Annotated in this window: 17 protein-coding genes; 10 read left to right on the top strand and 7 right to left on the bottom strand. The window is 67.4% G+C overall.

Features of this window, described 5'->3' with window-relative positions; genetic code table 11:
- Positions 1 to 4: 4 nt before the first annotated feature.
- Positions 5 to 1,303 (top strand): acetamidase/formamidase family protein, encoded by a 1,299-nt coding sequence (locus tag TPR58_RS04060; RefSeq protein WP_346245336.1) that lies wholly within the window; start codon positions 5 to 7, stop codon positions 1,301 to 1,303.
- Positions 1,304 to 1,661: 358 nt separating this feature from the next.
- On the opposite strand, the gene trhO is transcribed toward TPR58_RS04060, so the two are convergent.
- The gene (gene trhO / locus TPR58_RS04055; protein ID WP_346245335.1) at positions 1,662 to 2,453 is read right to left on the bottom strand and encodes an oxygen-dependent tRNA uridine(34) hydroxylase TrhO; all 792 of its coding nucleotides are present in this window, start codon (positions 2,451 to 2,453) and stop codon (positions 1,662 to 1,664) included.
- A gap of 135 nt (positions 2,454 to 2,588) precedes the next feature.
- Between trhO and TPR58_RS04050 the strand changes: the two genes are divergently transcribed.
- Positions 2,589 to 3,923, top strand: a complete 1,335-nt coding sequence (locus tag TPR58_RS04050; protein WP_346245334.1) for an ABC1 kinase family protein — start codon at positions 2,589 to 2,591, stop codon at positions 3,921 to 3,923.
- A gap of 11 nt (positions 3,924 to 3,934) precedes the next feature.
- Here the strand turns inward: TPR58_RS04050 and TPR58_RS04045 are convergent, their stop codons facing one another.
- Positions 3,935 to 4,645: an SDR family NAD(P)-dependent oxidoreductase gene (locus TPR58_RS04045; RefSeq protein ID WP_346245333.1), complete on the bottom strand. Its 711-nt coding sequence runs from the start codon at positions 4,643 to 4,645 to the stop codon at positions 3,935 to 3,937.
- A gap of 126 nt (positions 4,646 to 4,771) precedes the next feature.
- On the opposite strand from TPR58_RS04045, the gene TPR58_RS04040 reads away from it, so the two are divergent.
- From TPR58_RS04040 to TPR58_RS04030, 3 genes are all read left to right on the top strand, one after another.
- Complete coding sequence (locus TPR58_RS04040; protein ID WP_346245332.1) at positions 4,772 to 6,331, top strand: cryptochrome/photolyase family protein; 1,560 nt, start codon at positions 4,772 to 4,774, stop codon at positions 6,329 to 6,331.
- A gap of 96 nt (positions 6,332 to 6,427) precedes the next feature.
- A complete protein-coding gene (locus TPR58_RS04035; RefSeq protein WP_346245331.1) occupies positions 6,428 to 8,542 on the top strand; it encodes a malate synthase G in 2,115 nt (704 codons plus the stop codon).
- A 108-nt stretch (positions 8,543 to 8,650) separates the two neighbouring features.
- Positions 8,651 to 10,246, top strand: a complete 1,596-nt coding sequence (locus TPR58_RS04030; RefSeq protein ID WP_346245330.1) for an alpha-L-fucosidase — start codon at positions 8,651 to 8,653, stop codon at positions 10,244 to 10,246.
- 58 nt (positions 10,247 to 10,304) lie between these two features.
- On the opposite strand, the gene TPR58_RS04025 is transcribed toward TPR58_RS04030, so the two are convergent.
- Positions 10,305 to 13,157 (bottom strand): TIM-barrel domain-containing protein, encoded by a 2,853-nt coding sequence (locus tag TPR58_RS04025; RefSeq protein WP_346245329.1) that lies wholly within the window; start codon positions 13,155 to 13,157, stop codon positions 10,305 to 10,307.
- Positions 13,158 to 13,433: 276 nt separating this feature from the next.
- Between TPR58_RS04025 and TPR58_RS04020 the strand changes: the two genes are divergently transcribed.
- The 4 genes from TPR58_RS04020 (at position 13,434) to TPR58_RS04005 (ending at position 16,914) form a co-directional block, all read left to right on the top strand.
- Complete coding sequence (locus TPR58_RS04020) at positions 13,434 to 14,897, top strand: UxaA family hydrolase (RefSeq protein ID WP_346245328.1); 1,464 nt, start codon at positions 13,434 to 13,436, stop codon at positions 14,895 to 14,897.
- 199 nt (positions 14,898 to 15,096) lie between these two features.
- Positions 15,097 to 15,321 (top strand): hypothetical protein, encoded by a 225-nt coding sequence (locus TPR58_RS04015; protein WP_346245327.1) that lies wholly within the window; start codon positions 15,097 to 15,099, stop codon positions 15,319 to 15,321.
- A 29-nt stretch (positions 15,322 to 15,350) separates the two neighbouring features.
- A complete protein-coding gene (locus TPR58_RS04010; RefSeq protein WP_346245326.1) occupies positions 15,351 to 15,875 on the top strand; it encodes a gamma carbonic anhydrase family protein in 525 nt (174 codons plus the stop codon).
- Between the two features lie 94 nt (positions 15,876 to 15,969).
- Complete coding sequence (locus TPR58_RS04005; protein ID WP_346245325.1) at positions 15,970 to 16,914, top strand: NAD(P)H-dependent flavin oxidoreductase; 945 nt, start codon at positions 15,970 to 15,972, stop codon at positions 16,912 to 16,914.
- Between the two features lie 24 nt (positions 16,915 to 16,938).
- Here TPR58_RS04005 and TPR58_RS04000 read toward each other — a convergent pair whose 3' ends face one another.
- Both TPR58_RS04000 and TPR58_RS03995 read right to left on the bottom strand, forming a co-directional pair.
- On the bottom strand, positions 16,939 to 17,403 hold the full coding sequence (locus TPR58_RS04000) for a DUF1465 family protein (RefSeq protein ID WP_346245324.1): 465 nt from the start codon (positions 17,401 to 17,403) through the stop codon (positions 16,939 to 16,941).
- A 67-nt stretch (positions 17,404 to 17,470) separates the two neighbouring features.
- Entirely contained in the window at positions 17,471 to 17,665 is a 195-nt protein-coding gene (locus tag TPR58_RS03995; protein ID WP_346245323.1) for a YdcH family protein, read from the bottom strand.
- Between the two features lie 153 nt (positions 17,666 to 17,818).
- Between TPR58_RS03995 and TPR58_RS03990 the strand changes: the two genes are divergently transcribed.
- Positions 17,819 to 17,971 (top strand): YdcH family protein, encoded by a 153-nt coding sequence (locus TPR58_RS03990; RefSeq protein ID WP_346245322.1) that lies wholly within the window; start codon positions 17,819 to 17,821, stop codon positions 17,969 to 17,971.
- Between the two features lie 113 nt (positions 17,972 to 18,084).
- Here the strand turns inward: TPR58_RS03990 and TPR58_RS03985 are convergent, their stop codons facing one another.
- Together TPR58_RS03985 and dksA are read right to left on the bottom strand one after the other, a co-directional pair.
- On the bottom strand, positions 18,085 to 18,459 hold the full coding sequence (locus TPR58_RS03985) for a PilZ domain-containing protein (protein WP_346245321.1): 375 nt from the start codon (positions 18,457 to 18,459) through the stop codon (positions 18,085 to 18,087).
- 114 nt (positions 18,460 to 18,573) lie between these two features.
- A complete protein-coding gene (dksA, locus tag TPR58_RS03980; RefSeq protein ID WP_346245320.1) occupies positions 18,574 to 19,032 on the bottom strand; it encodes an RNA polymerase-binding protein DksA in 459 nt (152 codons plus the stop codon).
- Between the last annotated feature and the right edge of the window lie 167 nt (positions 19,033 to 19,199).

Below are 19,199 nucleotides of genomic sequence, written 5' to 3'. Positions count from 1 at the left end.
TCGGATGCGCGGCGTTTTTCTGGCACTGGCAACGTCGATCGCGGTCGTGGCGCCGGCAGCAGCGCAGCCGGCACTGAACGGCCAGTGGATCGTGGCGACCGATCGATGGGGCAATCTGGAATATTCGATCCTCAACCTGGCGCGGTCGGGGCCGCGGGTGTCCGGCGACTGGGACGGCGATCCGGTCAGCGGAACCATCGCCGGCGACCGCATCACCTTGACCGTCAACGGTGCTCGCAATGTTCGCTACGCATTCACTGGGCGGCTGGCGAAGGGCGTACTGACCGGCGAGGCGGACTTTCCCGACAGCAACGACCCGGCACGCCGCGCGCGCCATTCCTTCACCGCACGACGAGTGCCGGACCGGCCGGCCGGCGGCTCCCGCACCCATGACTTCGCGCCCACCGTCTACGCCAACGCCTTCTCGCCCGATCGCCCCCCGGTCCTGACGATCTGGCCGGGCGACCGGGTGCGAACGACGACCCTCGATTCGGGAGGGATGGATGCGAAGGGCGTCACCCGCGCGCTGTTCGGCAATCCGCAGACCGGCCCCTTCTTCGTCGCCGGCGCCGCGCCCGGCGACACGATCGTGATCCATATCGAAACGCTGCGCCTGAACCGCGACTGGGCCGACAGCCTGGATGCGATCGTGGGCAGAGCACTAGGGCGGGCGCTGGTGGCGCAGGCGGGAGACCTGGGGAAGCCGGTGCGCTGGAAGCTGGATCGTGTCGGGGGCTTCGCGACGCCCGAGGGGGCGACCGGCGCGTTGAGGGCGTTGCGCGTGCCGCTGCGGCCGATGCTGGGGGGACTGGCGCTGGCGAGCGGCCCGGGCGCCGCGCCGCTGTCGACCGGCGACACCGGCCGCGCCGGCGGCAATATGGACTTTCCCGAAGTGATCGAGGGCAACAGCGTATCGCTGCCCGTGCTGCAACCTGGCGGGCTGATCTATCTCGGCGACGGACACGCGCTGCAGGGCGACGGCGAGACGTCGCAATTCGCGCTGGAGACGTCGCTGGACGTCGAGTTCCGCGTCGAACTGATCAAGGGGCGTTCGGTGTCGATGCCGCGGATCGAATCGCCGACCGAGCTGATGGTGCTGGGTCAGGCCGGGTCGCTGGACGAGGCGCTGAAATTCGCGACGACGGGCATGATCCAGTGGCTGCAGCAGGATTACGGGCTGACCCTGTCCGAGGCGGCGCAGGTGATGGGGAGCTCGCTGCGACTGTCGATCCCGAACCTGGCAGGACGGAACGTCGGCGTGGCGGCGAAGCTGGACAAGAGGGTGTTGCCGGCGCGGAAGTGAGTGCGTCTTCATTCCTCCCCGAGCTTGTCTCGGGGAGGGGACCGCGCTCGCAGGGCGGGGTGGAGGGGAATTGCGGTGGTGGAGCGGCGATCGGCTCGCCGGAGGCGGCCGGGTCGGCCCCTCCACCATGCTTCGCATGGTTCCCCTCCCCGAGCGAGCTCGGGGAGGATTTCAGGCGCGGCGGTGGCATTGCTCAGATCCTCCCCGAGCTCGTCTCGGGGAGGGGAACCGCGCCCGCAGGGCGTGGTGGAGGGGAATTGCGGTGGTGGAGCCGCGATCGGTTCGCCGGGGGCGGCCGGGTTGGCCCCTCCACCATGCTTCGCATGGTTCCCCTCCCCGAGCGAGCTCGGGGAGGAATTTAGGTGCAGCGCTCGCAACCGCGCTCGGTCAGCGGGGTCTGGCAGGCGGGGCACAGGCGGCGTTCGCCGGGTTCCACGCCGTGCTTCACCGTCACCCGCTGGTCGAACACGAAACACTCGCCTTCCCAGCGGCTGTCGGCTGCCGGCACCTGCTCGAGATAGGCGAGGATGCCGCCCTTGAGGTGATAGACGTCGTCCAGCCCCTCGGCCTTCAGGAAGGCGGTCGACTTTTCGCAGCGGATGCCGCCGGTGCAGAACATCGCGACCCGGGGCATCGGCCCATCGGCCTCGCGCGCCTTGCGGAACGCGCGGAACCAGTCGGGGAATTCGCGAAAGCTTCGCGTGTGCGGATCGATCGCGCCCTGGAAGCTGCCGAGGGCGACTTCATAGGCGTTGCGCGTGTCGATTACGATCGTGTCGGGCGCCTCGATCAGCGCATTCCAGTCGGCGGGATCGACATAATGGCCGACATCGGTCAGCGGATCGATATCGGGCTGGCCCATGGTCACGATCTCGCGCTTCAGCCGCACCTTCATCCGGTCGAACGGCATTGCCGGCGCGCGCGACAGCTTCACGTCCAGATCGGCACAGCCCGGCAGCGCGCGAAGATGGGCAAGGATCGCGGCGATCGCGGCATCGTCGCCGGCGATGGTGCCGTTCAGTCCTTCCGGAGCGATCAGCAACGTTCCCCTGAGCCCCAGGTCATCGCAGAGCGGCTGAAGCTGCGCACGCAGCGCGGACGGATCCTCGACCGGCGTGAACTGATACAGCGCGGCGACCTGGATCGGCATGGGGGACGTCACTTCGGAACCTGCAAGATCATTGGGAATGCGAGCCGGCTCTCCTAGTCGATCCTGCGCCCTGCGTCGCGGCGGAATTGCGGTCGCCGACGTGGAACCGACGCGCCAGTCCCGCGCTGTTCGCGCATGCAGCAGGATGATGACGACAAGAGGTCGCGGCACCGGGCGGTGCCCAGCGGCAGGATCGCGCGGCTGGGCGCCTTCGGGCGACTGGCCGGCGGGGTTGCCGGGGGCATGCTGGCCGAAGGCGCCAGGCGCCTTGCCGCCGGCGAGCGGCCGAAGATGGGCGACCTGGTCCTGACCCCCGCCAATGCCGCACGCGTCGCCGACCGGCTGTCACACCTGCGCGGCGCGGCGATGAAGCTGGGCCAGATGATCTCGATGGATGCGGGCGACGTCCTGCCGCCCGAATTGTCGGCGATCCTCGCGCGGTTGCGCAACCAGGCCTATCGCATGCCGCCGGCGCAACTCGACCGGGTGCTGCGCCAGGAATGGGGCGCGGACTGGCGGCGGCGCTTCCGCCATTTCGAGGCGTCGCCGATGGCCGCGGCGTCGATCGGCCAGGTCCACCGCGCCACCCTGCCCGACGGGCGGTTGCTCGCGATCAAGGTCCAGTATCCGGGCATTGCCGAGAGCATCGATTCGGATGTCGACAATGTCGCCACCCTGCTCAGGGTATCGGGAGTGCTTCCCCCCACGATCGACCTGAAGCCGTTGCTGGCCGAGGCCAAGCGGCAACTGGCAGAGGAAGCCGATTATGTCCGCGAGGGCGAGCAGATGCGCGCCTATGGCGCGAGGCTGGACGGCGACGCCCGCTATGTCGTGCCGGTGCTGGAAGCGGCGCTGACGACGCCCAAGGTGCTGGCGATGAGCTATGTCGAGGGCCGCCCGATCGAGACGCTGGCGGACGCAGGCCAGGACGAGCGCGACCGGGCAACGACCGCCCTGGTGTCGCTGGTGCTACGCGAACTCTTCGAATTCGGGGTGATGCAGACCGATCCCAATTTCGCCAATTATCGCTGGCAGCCCGAACGCGGTGCGCTGGTCCTGCTCGACTTCGGTGCGACGCGCGCGGTGCCTGCGGCAACGTCGGACGCCTATCGCCGGCTGATCGCAGCCGGCCTGTCGCGCGACCTGGACGCCGTGCGCGACGTGGCGATCGAAACCGGTTTCGTCGGCGCCGCGGCGGCGGATGCGCACCGGCCGGCGATCGACCGGATGATCGCGGCGATCGATACCGCGCTCAACCGGCCCGGCCCGTTCGACTTCGGCGATCGCGCCTTCGTGCCCGTCGTCCGCGAGGAAGCCCGGGCGATGATCGCCGACAAGGCGACCTGGCACGTCCCCGATGTCGAGACGCTGTTCGTCCAGCGCAAGGTGAGCGGCACCGCGCTGCTCGCCGCCCGGTTGAAGGCGCGGGTCGATATCCGCGGGCTGGCGGCGGCGCTCTCGCACGCCTGAGACGCTGGACATCAGGGCGCGATCGGCGATCCGTCCCAGGCGAAGATGCCGCCGCTGTCTGCGGGCTGCAGGCCGTCGAGAACCGCGAGCAGATGTCCCGCCGCGACGGCCGGCGAAAAGAGCCGGTCCGGCGGCACCCGGCCGCGAAACGGCGCGCTCAACCCGGTTTCGACCGTGCCGGGATGGATCGCCACGCACACCGCCCGAGCGCGGGTCCGGGCGATATCGATCGCCGCGGTCCGAACCATCTGGTTCAGCGCCGCCTTGGACGCGCGATAGCCGTACCAGCCGCCGAGCCGGTTGTCGGAAATGCTGCCGACCCGCGCCGACAGGCAGGCGATGACGCTGCGCCGGTCCCTGGCGAGCTTCGGCACGAAATGCTTCAGCGCGAGCGCCGGACCGATCGCATTGACCTGATACTGGCGCAGCAGCCAGTCGGGATCGAGCGCGCCCAGGCTGCGCTCGGGTCCGCGCCCGCCTTCGTGCAACAGGCCGGTGGCGACGATCACGAGGTCGACATCGCCGGCAAACGCCTCCGCCGCGGCGGCGATGCTGGCGGGATCGGCGATATCGATCGACCCCGAACGGACCCCTGCCAAGGAATCCGGGTCGGGCGCGCGCGACAGGGCATGGACGAGCCCGTACCGTCGCGAGCGGACGAGATGATCGACACAGGCGCGACCGATCCCGCCCCCTGCCCCGATAACGATCGCCTGCTGCATTGACCCTCCGAGGGAACTTGCGCCGGGGGTTCCGGCATTTGCTGACATGGACAGTGAACTTCGCGCCGCGACCCGGCCAGAACGCATGACGGCCGCCGCGGATCAACACGGGCGCGGCGGTCGGTCATGACGATCCTGATCCCGGTGCTGGGCGACCAGCTGTCGCCGGGGCTCGCCAGCCTGCGCGATGTAGAGCGCGGCGATGCGATCGTGCTGATGATGGAGGTGTGGGACGAGGCGACCTATGTCCGCCATCACAAGAAGAAGATCGCGCTGATCTTCTCGGCCATGCGGCATTTCGCCGAGGCGCTGCGCGCGGACGGCTGGACGGTCGATTATGTGCCGCTGGACGCCGCCGACAACAGCCAGAGCTTCACCGGCGAGGTCGTTCGCGCGGCGCAGCGGCACAAGGCGAGTGCGATCCGCGTGGTCGAGGGCGCCGAATATCGGGTGCGGCAGTTCCAGGACGAATGGGCGGATCGCACCGGGTTGCCGGTCGATGTCCTGAGCGACGACCGCTTCGTCTGCCCGCTGCTCGATTTCTACGCCTGGGCGCAGGGGCGGCGCGAATATCGCATGGAATATTTCTATCGCGAGATGCGCCGCCGCACCGGACTGCTGATGACCGACGAAGGCAAGCCCGAAGGCGGGATCTGGAATCTGGACAAGGAAAATCGTGCTACACCGCCGCGCGGGCTCAACTATCCCCCGCCCGAGCGGTTCGAACCCGACGCCATCACCCGCGACGTAATGGCGCTCATCGCGGCGCGCTTCGGCGGTCATTTCGGCGATCTCGAGCCGTTCGGCCTGCCGGTCACGCGCGCGCAGGCACTGAAGGCGCTGAAGCATTTCATCACAGCCGCCCTGCCCGACTTCGGCCAGTATCAGGATGCGATGGTCGCCGGGCAGGACTATCTCTATCACAGCAGCCTGTCGCTGTGCCTGAACCTGGGCCTGCTCGATCCGATCGAGGTCTGCCGCGCGGCGGAGGACGCCTATCGCGCCGGCACGGCACCGCTCAATTCGGTCGAGGGCTTCATCCGCCAGATCATCGGCTGGCGCGAATATATCCGCGGCATGTATTGGTGGGACATGCCGAAATTCGCGGAGCGCAACGCGCTGAAGGCGACGCGGCCGCTGCCCGAATTCTACTGGACGGGCGACACCGAGATGCGGTGCCTGAAGGAAAGCATCGGCCAGACGAGGCGCGAAGCCTATGCCCATCATATCCAGCGGCTGACGGTGCTGGGCAATTTCGCGCTGCTGACCGGGGTCGATCCCCGGGCGATCTCGGACTGGTTCCTGGTCGTCTATTTCGACGCCTATGAATGGGTCGAACTGCCCAATGTCATCGGCATGAGCCAGTTTGCCGATGGCGGCATGATCGCGTCCAAGCCCTATGTATCCAGTGGCGCCTATATCGACCGGATGTCGGACTATTGCGGGCGGTGCCGCTACAGCGTGAAGCTGAAGACGGGTCCCGATGCCTGTCCGTTCAACGCGCTCTACTGGCATTTCCTGGCGCGGCACGAAAAGCGGGTCTCCGGCAATCCGCGCATGTCCAACATGTACGCCACCTGGCGGCGGATGAGCCCGGAGAAGCAGGCCGAGTATCTGGACAGCGCGGAAGCCTTTCTCCGGACGCTGGAGCCTGCGGGCGACGGCTGGGCGCGACAATCGACGTGAAATTCGCCACCGGCCATCTTGCCCCTCCGGCGAATTCGGCTACATCCGGGGCTCCTTCCCCAGGAACCAGACCAGACCTTGCCCAAGGAGTCTCCTGTGGACCGTGCCCGTTTGACCATCGACGACCGTATCGCCGCCTTCATCGACCAGGAGGCGCTGCCCGGGACGGGCGTGGATCGCGAGGCATTCTGGAACGGCTTCGCCGACCTGCTCGCCGATCTCGCCCCGCGCAATGCCGAGCTGCTGGCAAAGCGCGATACGATGCAGGCGCAGATCGACGGCTGGTATCGCGACCGCGCCGGCCAGCCGTTCGATGTCGCCGCGCATGAGGCGTTCCTGCGCGAGATCGGCTATCTGGTGCCCGAGCCGGCACCGTTCGCGATCGAGACCTCGCGCGTCGACGCCGAGCTCTCGATCGTCGCCGGGCCGCAGCTGGTCGTTCCCGTCACCAATGCCCGCTATGCGCTGAACGCTGCCAATGCACGCTGGGGCAGCCTGTACGACGCGCTGTACGGCACCGACGCGCTGGGCGACCTGCCCCAGGGCAAGTGCTATGATCCGGCGCGCGGCGCGCGGGTGATCGCGCGGGCCAAGGCGCTGCTCGACCAGGCCGCGCCGCTGGCCGAGGGCAGCCATAGCGACGTCACGGGCTATTCGGTCGAGATGGGAGAGCTAGCCCCGGCGCTGGCGGATCGCAGGACGTTCGCCGGCTATCGCGGCGACCCCGCCCACCCCTCGGCGATCCTGCTGCGCCATCACGGACTGTATCTCGAGATCCAGATCGACCCCGACCATGCGATCGGCGCCAGCGATCCGGCCGGCATGTCCGACCTGCTGATCGAGGCGGCGGTGTCGACGATCATCGACTGCGAGGATTCGGTCGCCGCGGTCGATGCCGAGGACAAGCTGCTCGCCTGGCGCAACTGGCTGGGGCTGATGCAGGGCAGCCTGAGCGCCGCCGTCGCCAAGGGCGGCGTGAGCGGAGAACGCACACTGGAGCCGGATCGCCACTATACCCGCCCCGACGGCGAGGGATCGGTGGTGCTGCCCGGCCGGTCCGTGCTGCTGGTCCGCAATGTCGGGCATCATATGCTGAGCGACATCGCGACGCTGGATGGCGAGGCCGTGCCCGAAACCATTCTGGACGCGGTCGTCACCACGTTGTGTGCGCTGCACGACGGCAAGGGCGCGGTCCGCAACAGCCGCAAGGGATCGATCTATATCGTCAAGCCGAAGCTGCACGGGCCGGAGGAAGTCGCGTTCGCCTGCGAGCTGTTCGCGCGGGTCGAGGGGCTGCTGGGGCTGGCGCCGAACACAGTCAAGATCGGGATCATGGACGAGGAGCGCCGCACCTCGGTCAATCTGGCCGCGTGCATCCACGCGGCGCGCGAGCGGGTGGTGTTCGTCAACACCGGCTTCCTCGACCGGACCGGCGACGAGATCCACACGGCGATGGAAGGCGGCCCGATCGTCCGCAAGGAGGCGGTTCGCAACACCGGCTGGATCAAGGCGTACGAGGCGCGCAATGTCGGCATCGGGCTGGCCTGCGGGCTGAAGGGCAAGGCGCAGATCGGCAAGGGCATGTGGGCGGCGCCCGACCGGATGGCCGACATGCTGGCGCAGAAGATCGGCCATCCCAGGAGCGGCGCGACGACCGCCTGGGTTCCTTCGCCCACTGCGGCGACGCTGCACGCGATGCACTATCACGAGGTCGACGTGTTCGCGGTGCAGGACGAGATGGCGAAGGCACCCGTGACCGGGGCGCTCGACACGCTGCTGACCCCGCCGCTGGCGACCGGCACCAATTTCTCGCCGGCCGAGATCGCCGAGGAACTGGACAATAATTGCCAGGGCATTCTCGGCTATGTCGTGCGCTGGGTCGATCAGGGGGTCGGATGCTCGAAGGTGCCCGACATCCATGACGTCGGGCTGATGGAGGATCGGGCAACGCTACGCATCTCGTCCCAGCATATCGCCAACTGGCTGCGCCACGGCGTCGTCACGGAGGATCAGGTCGACGAGACGTTGCAGCGGATGGCGGCGGTCGTGGATCGCCAGAATGAAGGCGATCCGCTCTATCGGCCGATGGCCCCGGGCTTCGACGGACCGGCCTATCGCGCGGCGCGGGCGCTGGTCTTCGAAGGTCGGGCGGCGGCCAATGGCTATACCGAGTTCGCGCTGACCGAGTGGCGCCGACGGGCCAAGGCCTGACGCGTCCGGCTTGTCGGTTCAGCAGGTTAGCGGTACCATTTCCCATGGGCAGGCGGGGCGCATTGGCTGTGCCCCATCGGGAGAGTGTCGCTGGTCACGAGACGCAAGATGCTGGGCGGACTGGGTGCCGCGCTGGCCGGATCGACGGTTGGCGCGGGCGCCCGGGCGGCGCTGCCGGCGAACTGGTCGGCGATCGCTGCCGCATGGCAGGTGCCGGACTGGTACCGCGACGCCAAGTTCGGCATCTGGGCGCATTGGGGGCCGCAATGCGTGCCCGAACATGGCGACTGGTACGGCCGGCAGATGTACCAGCAGGGCAACCCCTTCTACGATCATCACCTCGAGACCTATGGCCATCCGGCCGATACCGGCTTCATCGACATCATCGGCCGGTGGAAGGGCGAGAAATGGGACCCCGCCTATCTCGCGCGGCGCTATCGCAAGGCTGGCGCGCGCTACATCATGGCGATGGCGAGCCACCACGATAATCTCGACCTGTTCGACAGCAGCCATCACCCGTGGAACTCCGTCCGCGTCGGGCCGAGGAAGGACATTATCGGCACCTGGGAAAAGATCGTCCGGGCCGAGGGGCTGCGCTTCGGCGTGTCGAACCATTCGAGCCATGCCTGGCACTGGTGGCAGACCGGCTATGGCTATGATCCCGAGGGCCCGCGCGCCGGCGAGCGCTATGACGCGTTCCGGCTGAGCGCGGCGGACGGCAAGGGCAGATGGTGGGACGGGCTGGACCCGCAACATCTGTATGGCGGCCGGGCGATGGCACCGCCGGAGGGCATCGGCTCGATCCCGGCGATGAACGATTTTCACGAGACGCATAGCGGCCGCTGGATGGAGTTCATCCCCGATGCGAACCCGCATTTCGTCGCGCGCTGGCTGATGCGCCAGAAGGAGCTGGTCGAGAAATACCGGCCCGACCTGATCTATTTCGACGATTACGGCATGCCGTTCGACAGCGTCGGGGTCGAGGCGCTGGCGCATTATTACGGCCAGGGCCTGAATCGCGACGGCAAGGTCGATGTCGTCGCGACGGCCAAGCGGCTGAGCCCCGAACTGCGCCGCGCGATGGTCGACGATGTCGAGCGCGGCTTCGTCGAGGATATCCGCCCCCTGCCCTGGCAGACCTGCACCTGCATCGGCGACTGGCACTATAATCGCTGGCGGTACGAGGCGAAGGCCTATGTCCCGGCCGTGGAAGTGATCCAGCGGCTGTGCGACATCGTGTCGAAGAACGGCAACCTGCTGCTGTCGATCCCGGTGCGCGGCGACGGGTCGATCGACGGCGAGGAGGAGAAGATCCTCGACGATCTGGCGCGGTGGATGGCGCGCAACGGCGATGCGGCAATCTTCGGATCGCGGCCGTGGCGCCGGTTCGGCGAGGGCCCGACCCGGCCGGGCGGCGGCATGCACAGCGAGGGTAACGTCAAGTTCGCCGCGGGTGATGTGCGCTACATGGTCAATCGCGGCGCGCTGTATGCCGCGGTGCTCGTCTGGCCGGAAGCCCCGCTGACGCTGACCGCGCTCGGCCGGCATGCCCTGCCCGATGCCGTGATCGAGCGGGTGTCGCTGGTGGGCGGCGGCACCGTCAGGACCGAGCGGAGCGATGCGGGCCTGACGCTGACCCTGCCCGGGGCGAAGGCCGACGAGACGATCCCGGTCCTTCGCATCGACGGGCGCGGGATCGCCTGATTCCGGTCTGCGCCGACGCGCTACCGGATGCGGCGGCGCACCCGGTAGCGTTCACCGGTCACTTGCGGCGGATCGTCACTTCCTTGCCGTCATAGGTCACGAGCGTCGCGCCATTCTCGGCAAAGTCCGGAGCGACCGCCTTGTCCGGGCCATGGAAGCGGACCGACACGGCGCGCTTCGCGGCCATGCCCGGAAAGCTGCCCTGGCGTGCGCCGAGCGTCAGCGTGCCGTTGGCCTGGTTCCAGGTGATCGGGACGCGGGCGAAGGCGCCCTTCTTGTAGCCGGGGCTCAGTCCGTCATCCTCGTACAGCGAGAAGCTGCCGTCCTTGCCAGTGAAGACATGGAGGACGATCGGACCATCGGGCTGCTCGCCGGTCCATTGCAGCGCGGGGCCGGTCGGCACGATCGATCCGGCACGCACGAACAGCGGCATCCGCTCGCGCGGGGCATCGGCCTTCACGACCTGCCCGCCCTTCAGGAAGGCGCCGGTGGCGAAATCATACCAGTCGGCACCCGCCGGCAGATAGACGTCGCGGCTGCGCGCGCGGAACTCGGTGACCGGCGCCACCAGGAAGGCGGGACCGAACATATATTCGTCGTCGATGCCCCAGCCGCGCTTGTCCGCCGGGAAGTCCATGACGAGGCCGCGCATCATCGTCCCGTCCTTGTGCCAGGTGTCGGCGGCGACGGTGTAGATATAGGGCAGCAGGCGGTAGCGCAGCCGCGAATAGTCGACCATCGCGTCGTACATCGCCTGGTCGCCCTTCGCGATCTCGTACACTTCGCGCTTCGGCGTCTCGCCATGGCTGCGGAACAGCGGGCTGAACGCACCGAACTGATACCAGCGCAGATTGAGCTCGCGCCATTCGGCAAGGTGCGCAGGCTCCTCGTTGGTGTAGCGATCCTCGACCGCAAAGCCGCCGATATCGTGCGTCCAGTTCGGCACGCCGGACATGGACAGGTTGGTCCCTGCCGAGATCTGGTCGCGCAGATCGTCCCAGCGCGCCGCGATGTCGCCCGACCACAGCGCCGAACTCGTCCGCTGGGTACCGCCGAACCCCGAGCGGGTCAGGATGAACGGCCGCTTGTCGGGCTGCGCCACGCGCAGGCCGTCGGCGACGCCCTCGCCGTGCACCAGCGGATAGCTGTTGAAGAAGGCGGCGCCCGGTCCCTTGGCGGTCGGGCCCATCCGCTCGGCACGCTGCTCGATCGACAGGTTCGAATGGATGTCTGGCTCGGTCGCGTCCATCCACCAGGCGTCGAAGCCCTTGTCGACCAGCTGCTCCTTCATCTGGCGGAAATAGATCTGGCGCGCCTCGGGGGCGTAGGGATCATAGTCGGTGTTGAGATAGCCCGGGCCGACCCAGTCCTTTTCCTTGGCCTCGAGATTGCCCTGGTAGAGATAGCCCTTGGCGGCGAGCTCCTGCGCATTCTTGGTGTTGGGATAGAATTTCGGCCAGACCGAGATCATGATCCGCGCATTCTGGGCATGGACCTCGTTCACCATGCCGACGGGATCGGGGAAGCGCTTCTTGTCGAACTCGTGGCTGCCCCACTGGTCCTCGGGCCAGTAGAACCAGTCCTGGACGATGTTGTCGAGCGGGATGCGGCGCTTGCGATATTCGCGCACCACGCCCAGCAGCTGCTCCTGCGTGTCGTAGCGCTGGCGGCTCTGCCAGAAGCCATAGGCCCAGAGCGGCATCATCTCGGCCTTGCCGGTCAGGTGGCGATAGCCGCCGATGACGCCGTCCATGTCGGCGCCGGTCACGACGTAATAGTCGAGCCCCTTGGCAACCTCGGACGACATCCACAGCGAGTGGCGGTCGGGCGCGGCCAGCGGATCCGAGTGGAACAGCGCCAGATAACCGGCATTCGGTTCCCACTCGATGCGGATCTCGACCGGCTTGCCCTTGGTCATCGGCAGGTCGAAATTGCGGAACCAGGGATTCCAGTTCTGGCGCCAGGCGTTCACGACTTCCTTACCGTCGGCGAACACCTTGATGTAGCTCGACGCATAGAGGCGGAACTTGTGCGTGCCGGTCACGTCGGGCCTGACGGTGCCGGTCCACACGACCTGCTGCTTGCCGACGACGACACCGGCGGTGTTCTGGCCGCTCTGCGGGCTGGCGACGGTCTGCGCCTTGGCCGCTTCCGGCCAGTTCTTCTGGTCCTTGATGAACTGATAGTCGATGAACGGCTCCTGCCGCGTCACCGCCAGCGTGTCGCCGAGATAATAGTCGGCCTTCCAGCCCGGCTTGCCGCCACTGCTGACGCGCAGCCCCTGGCCGACATGGGCATAGGGCGTCGGATTGCCGAAGCGGGTGATCGAGTTGTTGTCCCAGAGCAGGCCATAGCCCTTGGTCGAGACGACGAAGGGAACGGCGATGTCCATATTGTGCTGGGCGAGTTCGACGTCCTCGCCATTATAGTTCATCTGCCGGTTCTGGTGCTGGCCCAGGCCGTAAAAGCCCTCGTCGGTGGCGCGGTTGAACTGCTGGCGGATCGTCAGATAGCCCGGCGTCGCCGACTGGCCGAAGGTGCCGCGCGGCGATTCCGCCAGCACGATCCTGCCCGCCGCGTCGCGGAAGCGGACATTGCCGTCGGACAGGCGAATCTCGGCGGTCGCGCGCGGCAGCTTCAGCGTGACGATGCCCCTGGCGGTGCTGACCGCCGGCTGGCCCTCCGGCCTGGCGGTGACCATCAGGCTGTCGGGCACCTCGACGGTCTCGACCGGGACCGCGGTGACGCGAAAGGCGGCATCGCCATAGGCGAGCACGCGGACGCGCTTGGCGGGACCCGAATCGGGCGTCACGACGACGCCGTGCGGCACCTGCACCACATCCGAGGCCAGCGCCGTTCCGCTCCAAAGCGCCATCGTGAGCGCCGCCAGTCCCGTCAAACCCTTGATCACGTGCTTCTCCCCTCCATGGCCGTTCGCCAGACCTGATCGAGCAGCTTCGGCTCGATGGTAACGCTAACGGCATATCCTGTTCGATCGGCATCGAACAGGCGGAGAAGTAGAAATATCTGCTTTATGCGATAAAATGCCGGGGCTAGACTACGCAGGAGCGCCGACATCGATCGCACCATCCGGGTCGCCAGATCATGGCTTGCCCGATACGAAGATCGGCATGATCGCTCCCCCTGCCCTGCTGCACGCGACCGCCCACGGACCCATATCCCAGCCATGACCCATCCCGCCCTGTTCCAGATCGATCCGCGCGACAGCGTCGCCACCGCCCTTCGCGACGTGGAGGCCGGCGAGACCGCGCTCGGCGTCACCGTCTCCGCTGCCGTGCCCAAGGGGCACAAGGTCGCGGTGAAGCCGGTAGCCATGGGCGCGCCGGTGCTGAAGTTCGGCTTCCCGATCGGCACTGCCAGCCGCGACATCGTGCCGGGCGAGCATGTCCACACGCACAATGTGACGACGGCGCTCAAGGGAAGCGGCGACTATGCCTATCGCCCGGTGTCGCCGCCGCAAAGGCATGCCGACGGCCACAGCTTTCTGGGCTATCGGCGAGCGGACGGGCGGGTGGGTACCCGCAACGAGATCTGGGTGATCCCGACCGTCGGCTGCGTCGGGCGGACGGCGCAGAAGATCGCCAAGCGCGCTGCCGCGAAATTCGGAGGGCGGGTCGACGGCGTCCATGCCTTCCCGCACCCCTTTGGCTGTTCGCAGCTGGGCGACGACCTGCGCGGCACCCGCGATATCCTGGCGGCGCTGGCCAACCATCCCAATGCCGGCGGCGTGCTCGTTGTCGGGCTGGGGTGCGAGAACAACCAGACCAGCAAGATGATCGAGGGGATCGACCACCCCAACCTGCGCACGATCGGTGCACAGGCGTCGAGCGACGAGATCGAGGAAGGCCTGGCGCTGGTCGCCGAGCTGGTCGAGGTCGCCGCACAGGCGACGCGCGAGCCGGCGCCGTTGTCGGAGCTGGTGCTGGGCGTCAAATGCGGCGGGTCGGACGGGTTTTCGGGCCTGACCGCCAACCCGCTGGTCGGCCGCATGAGCGATGTTGTGACCGCCGCAGGCGGCAGCGCGATCCTGACCGAGATCCCCGAGATCTTCGGCGCCGAGCAATTGCTGATGGCGCGCGCCGCGAGCGAGCAGGTGTTCGACGAGATCGTCGAGCTGGTGAGCGACTTCAAGGCGTATTTCGTCCGCCATGGCGAGCCGGTGTCGGAAAACCCCTCCCCCGGCAACATCGCGGGCGGCATCACCACGCTGGAGGAAAAGTCGCTGGGCGCGGTGCAGAAGGCCGGACACGCGACCGTGACCGATGTGCGCCATTATGGCGAGCGCGTCCGCACCCGGGGACTGACGCTGCTCGAGGCGCCGGGCAATGATGCGGTATCGTCGACCGCGCTGGCCGCCGCCGGCGCCACGGCGATCCTGTTCACCACCGGGCGCGGCACGCCGCTCGGCTTTCCGGTGCCGACGATCAAGATCGCATCGAACAGCGATCTGGCCGCGCGCAAGCCGGGCTGGATCGACTTCGACGCCGGACTGGCGCTGACCGATGGGATGGCCCCGGCGGCAGATGCGCTGCTCGACACGATCTGCGCGGTCGCCTCGGGCAGGGAAACCGCCGCCGAACGCAATGGCGAGCGCGAGATCGCGATCTGGAAGCGCGGCGTCACCTTATGACGGAGGCAGAACGGGTCCGGCCTGCGGACCGCGCCGGAGTCCGCTAAGTAGTTCTACGTAAATCCGATCCTGGACGGTTCCGCACGCCGCGGCGAACAAGATGAACCGACCCTATCGAAGCGACGGGGTGTTCGATGCGGCATTGAAACCGCCCCCGCTGAACCGGTAAGCGACTCCCGGCTATTACCGGGTGGGTGAGATGACCGAGTTCTTTCTGTTCATGTACGCGATGACCGCGCTGTTCGTCCTCACATCGATGCGCCGCAACCAGCAGGAACGGCGTTCCTCGTCGCCGGCGCTGGTCCTGGCAGGCTGGGGCCTGTTTTCGCTGTCCTCGACGCTCGCATTGCTGATGGCGGGGGTGGCCGTTGCGATCGCGATGGGCATGCAGGTTCCCCTGGCGACGTTCGAGGCGCTGTTCTAATTCGCGCGCCCGTCCGATAGGAGGGGTGGATGCCGCTTTACGAAATCGGGGGCCAGCGCCCCGTCATCGCCGAGACCGCCTGGGTCGCGCCCAGTGCGGACCTGATCGGTGACGTCCATCTGGCCGAGGAGTCATCCGTCTGGTTCGGCGCGGTGATCCGTGCCGACAATACGCGGATCGCGATCGGCAAGGGCAGCAACATCCAGGATGGGGCGATGCTCCATTCGGATCCCGGACAGCCCTGCACCGTCGGCGACGACGTGACCGTCGGCCATCATGCCGTGCTGCATGGCTGCACCGTGGGCGACCGCACGCTGATCGGGATGGGCGCGACGATCCTCAACCGCGCCGTCATCGGCGAGGATTGCGTGGTCGGCGCCGGCGCGCTGGTGACCGAGGGGAAGACATTCCCTCCCGGCCACCTGATCGTCGGCAGCCCCGCCAAGGCGATCCGTCCGCTCGACGACGCGACCCTGGCGTTCCTCAAGGTCTCGGCCGCGACCTATGTCCACAAGCAACGCGACTATGCCGAACGCCTGACCCGAGTCGGCTGACCGCGGTCGCACCCGTCCGGATCGTCACGTCAGGCTGCCGTAGCGTCCGCCGGCCCGCTCTCGACAGCCATTCCGGTTGCGCTATGAAACCTGCATGGCCCTGCCCCCGATCTTCAACCGCCTGCGGCTTCCCGTCATCGGATCGCCGCTCTTCATCATCTCGGTGCCCGATCTGGTCATCGCCCAGTGCAAGGCGGGCATTGTCGGCTCGTTCCCCGCGCTGAACGCGCGGCCGCAAAGCCAGCTGGACGAGTGGCTGCAGCAGATTACCGAGGAACTGGCGGCCTGGGATCGCGACAATCCCGACACGCCCGCGGCGCCGTTCGCGGTCAACCAGATCGTCCACCGCTCCAATGCGCGGCTGGAAGAGGATCTCGCGACCTGCGCCAAGTGGAAGGTGCCGATCGTCATCACCTCGCTGGGCGCCAGGCCGGAACTGAACGACGCGGTCCATGGCTGGGGCGGCATCACCCTGCACGACGTGATCGACGACCGTTTCGCGCACAAGGCGATCGAGAAGGGCGCCGACGGCCTGATCCTGGTCGCGACCGGGGCGGGCGGCCATGCCGGCCGGCTGAACCCCTTCCCGCTGGTGCAGGAAGTGCGCGAGTGGTTCGACGGACCGGTCATCCTGTCCGGCGCGATCTCGACCGGCAGATCGATCCTCGCGGCACAGGTGCTCGGCGCCGACCTCGCCTATATCGGCTCCCCCTTCATCGCGACGGCGGAGGCCAATGCGGTCGATGCGTACAAGCAGGGCATCGTCGACGGCCGCGCGTCGGACATTGTCTATTCGAACCTCTTCACCGGGGTTCACGGCAATTACCTGCGCGCGTCGATCGTCGCGGCGGGCCTCGATCCCGACGATCTGCCGGCAAGCGATCCCAGCCAGATGAATTTCGGCGCCGCAAAGGCATGGAAGGACATCTGGGGGTCGGGTCAGGGGATCGGCGCGGTCCATGCGGTGGAGCCGGCCGCGACGCTGATCGAGCGGCTGAAGGCCGAATATGCCGCGGCCAAGGCTGCCCTGCCCCGCTGACGTCGAAGACCTTGCCGGTTTCGCTCAGAATGCGGCGGACAGGCGATCGATCATCGACCGGGCCGGGCTGGCGCCGGCCGGGACCGGATCGTCCAGTGCGGTGTCCAGCCGCGCGACCCGACGGTACAGGTCGATGCTGCTGCGCATGATCGCCTCGGCCTGGCCCGGCATCGCCGCCAGGACCGCATCGTCGCTGTCCGGCGCGAGCCCCAGGCGGCGTGCCGGGGAACGTGCATCCTGCTCGACGATCTCGCCCGTATCCACCGCCCGCCGGGTCAGCAGCCAGGCGATGATGTGCATCAGCCGCGTCGTGACCTTCAGCGACTCGCACGAAAAGGCGACCCGGCTTGCCGCCTCGAGCGCGTCGCGTTCGTTGCGGCCGAATTCGTCGAAATAGGCGCGCGCCTCGTCGGCCAGCACCATCGCCTCGACATGGAGCGAGTCGGCCAGCCGGCGATGAATCAGCGAGGTGCCCATTGCGCCGGTCATGACCCCGATTCTGCCACAGCGCAGCCGGGAACAGAATGCATAATATCCCGCATGTCGGCGTTCGCGATCAGGCGATGATGTCGGGGATCAACTGATCCTCGAGCTGGGCGATCTCGTCCTTGAGCAGCAGCTTGCGCTTCTTGAGCCGCGCGATCTGCAGCTGGTCCCCGCCCATCGCCAGCAGCGCGCCGATCGCCGAGTCGAGATCCCGGTGCTCGGACCGCAGCTGTTCGATACGGTGAAGAATCTCGCGTTCGTCCATGCCGCCCCTCCTGCACGAACAGCGCGGCAGCGCGCAACGGGCCATCGCGGCTTTTCGCCATTTCGCCGAAAGCCTCTGAAACCACCCGCGACAAGCGCGCGTAAAGATGGTCTACTCACTCTCCGGCCTTGAACATCGAAGGAGGAAACATCCATGAACACCGCACATTTCTCGGCGCTCAACGCCAAGCATGAAGTGCTCGATCAGCGGATCGCGGCCGAGTCGCAGCGGCCCCGCCCGGATGATATCCTGATTGCCGACCTGAAGCGCCAGAAGCTGCGCGTCAAAGAGGAAATGGAACGCTAAGGCCCAACCGGCGCATCAGTCGCCACGTCATCGCCCCCGGCATCAACGCCGGGGGACAATGCCACTCAACCCGACAGGATCAACGCGGATCGCGTCGCAAAACCGTCCCCGGCTCAGCGGCGAAGCAGCACGGGCTTTGCATAGACGGGAGTGGACGCGCCCCTGCCCACGGGCTTGCGGGCAGCCATCGGATCGATCGCCCGATCGAACGCGACCCCGATGCGCCCCTCGGCAACCCAGGCGACCGCGCCGCCGACCCAGCCGATCCCGCGAACCTCGATCTCGAGCGCTGTTCCGCGATGCACAAGCTCGGCATATTCCGCCATCAGGCCGCCGGCCGACAGGTTGCGGATCCGGACCGTCACGTCGCTCCGGCCGGCGATGCGCAGGGTCGCCGACAGCATCAGGCTGTCCCGCGCGCCGCTGCGCTGACCGGAAGGGTCATCGCTTCCCGACGCCGCCGGGGGATCAAACGAAAGCTGGTCCATTCAGACTGTCCGAACGCGAAGTGTCACCGCGCGGAATAGACCAGAAACCGGTATCGAAACCGTTAACCCGAACCCGGCCGGAGACCGATCCCCGGCGCCCGTTCGACGATCCGTCTATTCCTCGCGCGAGACTTTCTCGTTGCGCTCGTGGCGCTCCTGCGCCTCGACCGTCATCGTCGCGATCGGACGCGCCTCGAGCCGGCCCAGCGAGATCGGCTCGCCGGTGACTTCGCAATAGCCATATTCGCCATCCTCGATCCGGCGCAGCGCCGCATCGATCTTGGAGATCAGCTTGCGCTGGCGGTCGCGCGTGCGCAGCTCGATCGACCAGTCCGTTTCGCTCGACGCGCGATCGGTCAGATCCGCCTCGCGCAGCGACTCGTTCTGCAAGTGCGACAGCGTACCGGCAGATTCGCGATGGATCGCGTCCTTCCACGCCAGAAGCTTGTCGCGGAAATATTCCTGCTGCCGGGGATTCATGAACGGCTCGTCGGCGCTGGGACGATACCCATCGTTCGCCACGCTCGGCGGAGCCTGCTCAGGATCTTCGACTCGTCCCAAAACCGAAGCCATATCCCACTCTCTCCAACGCGGTCTCGCGCTCGCACGCCGTCGGAGACCGCCTTTGCCCGCAGCGCCTATAGGCGTGCGTGAAACCGTAAACAAGCGGGCGAATCACGTAAAAGACCGCCGACAAATGTCCTTTAAGGCAGGGGAAATTAGCTGCGACTGAACGGATG

This window comes from Sphingomonas rustica (assembly GCF_039652585.1).
In the GTDB taxonomy this organism is placed as follows: domain Bacteria; phylum Pseudomonadota; class Alphaproteobacteria; order Sphingomonadales; family Sphingomonadaceae; genus Sphingomonas; species Sphingomonas rustica.
The sequence above is the reverse complement of the archived record's forward strand: the minus strand, read 5'-3'. Positions and strand labels throughout refer to the sequence as shown.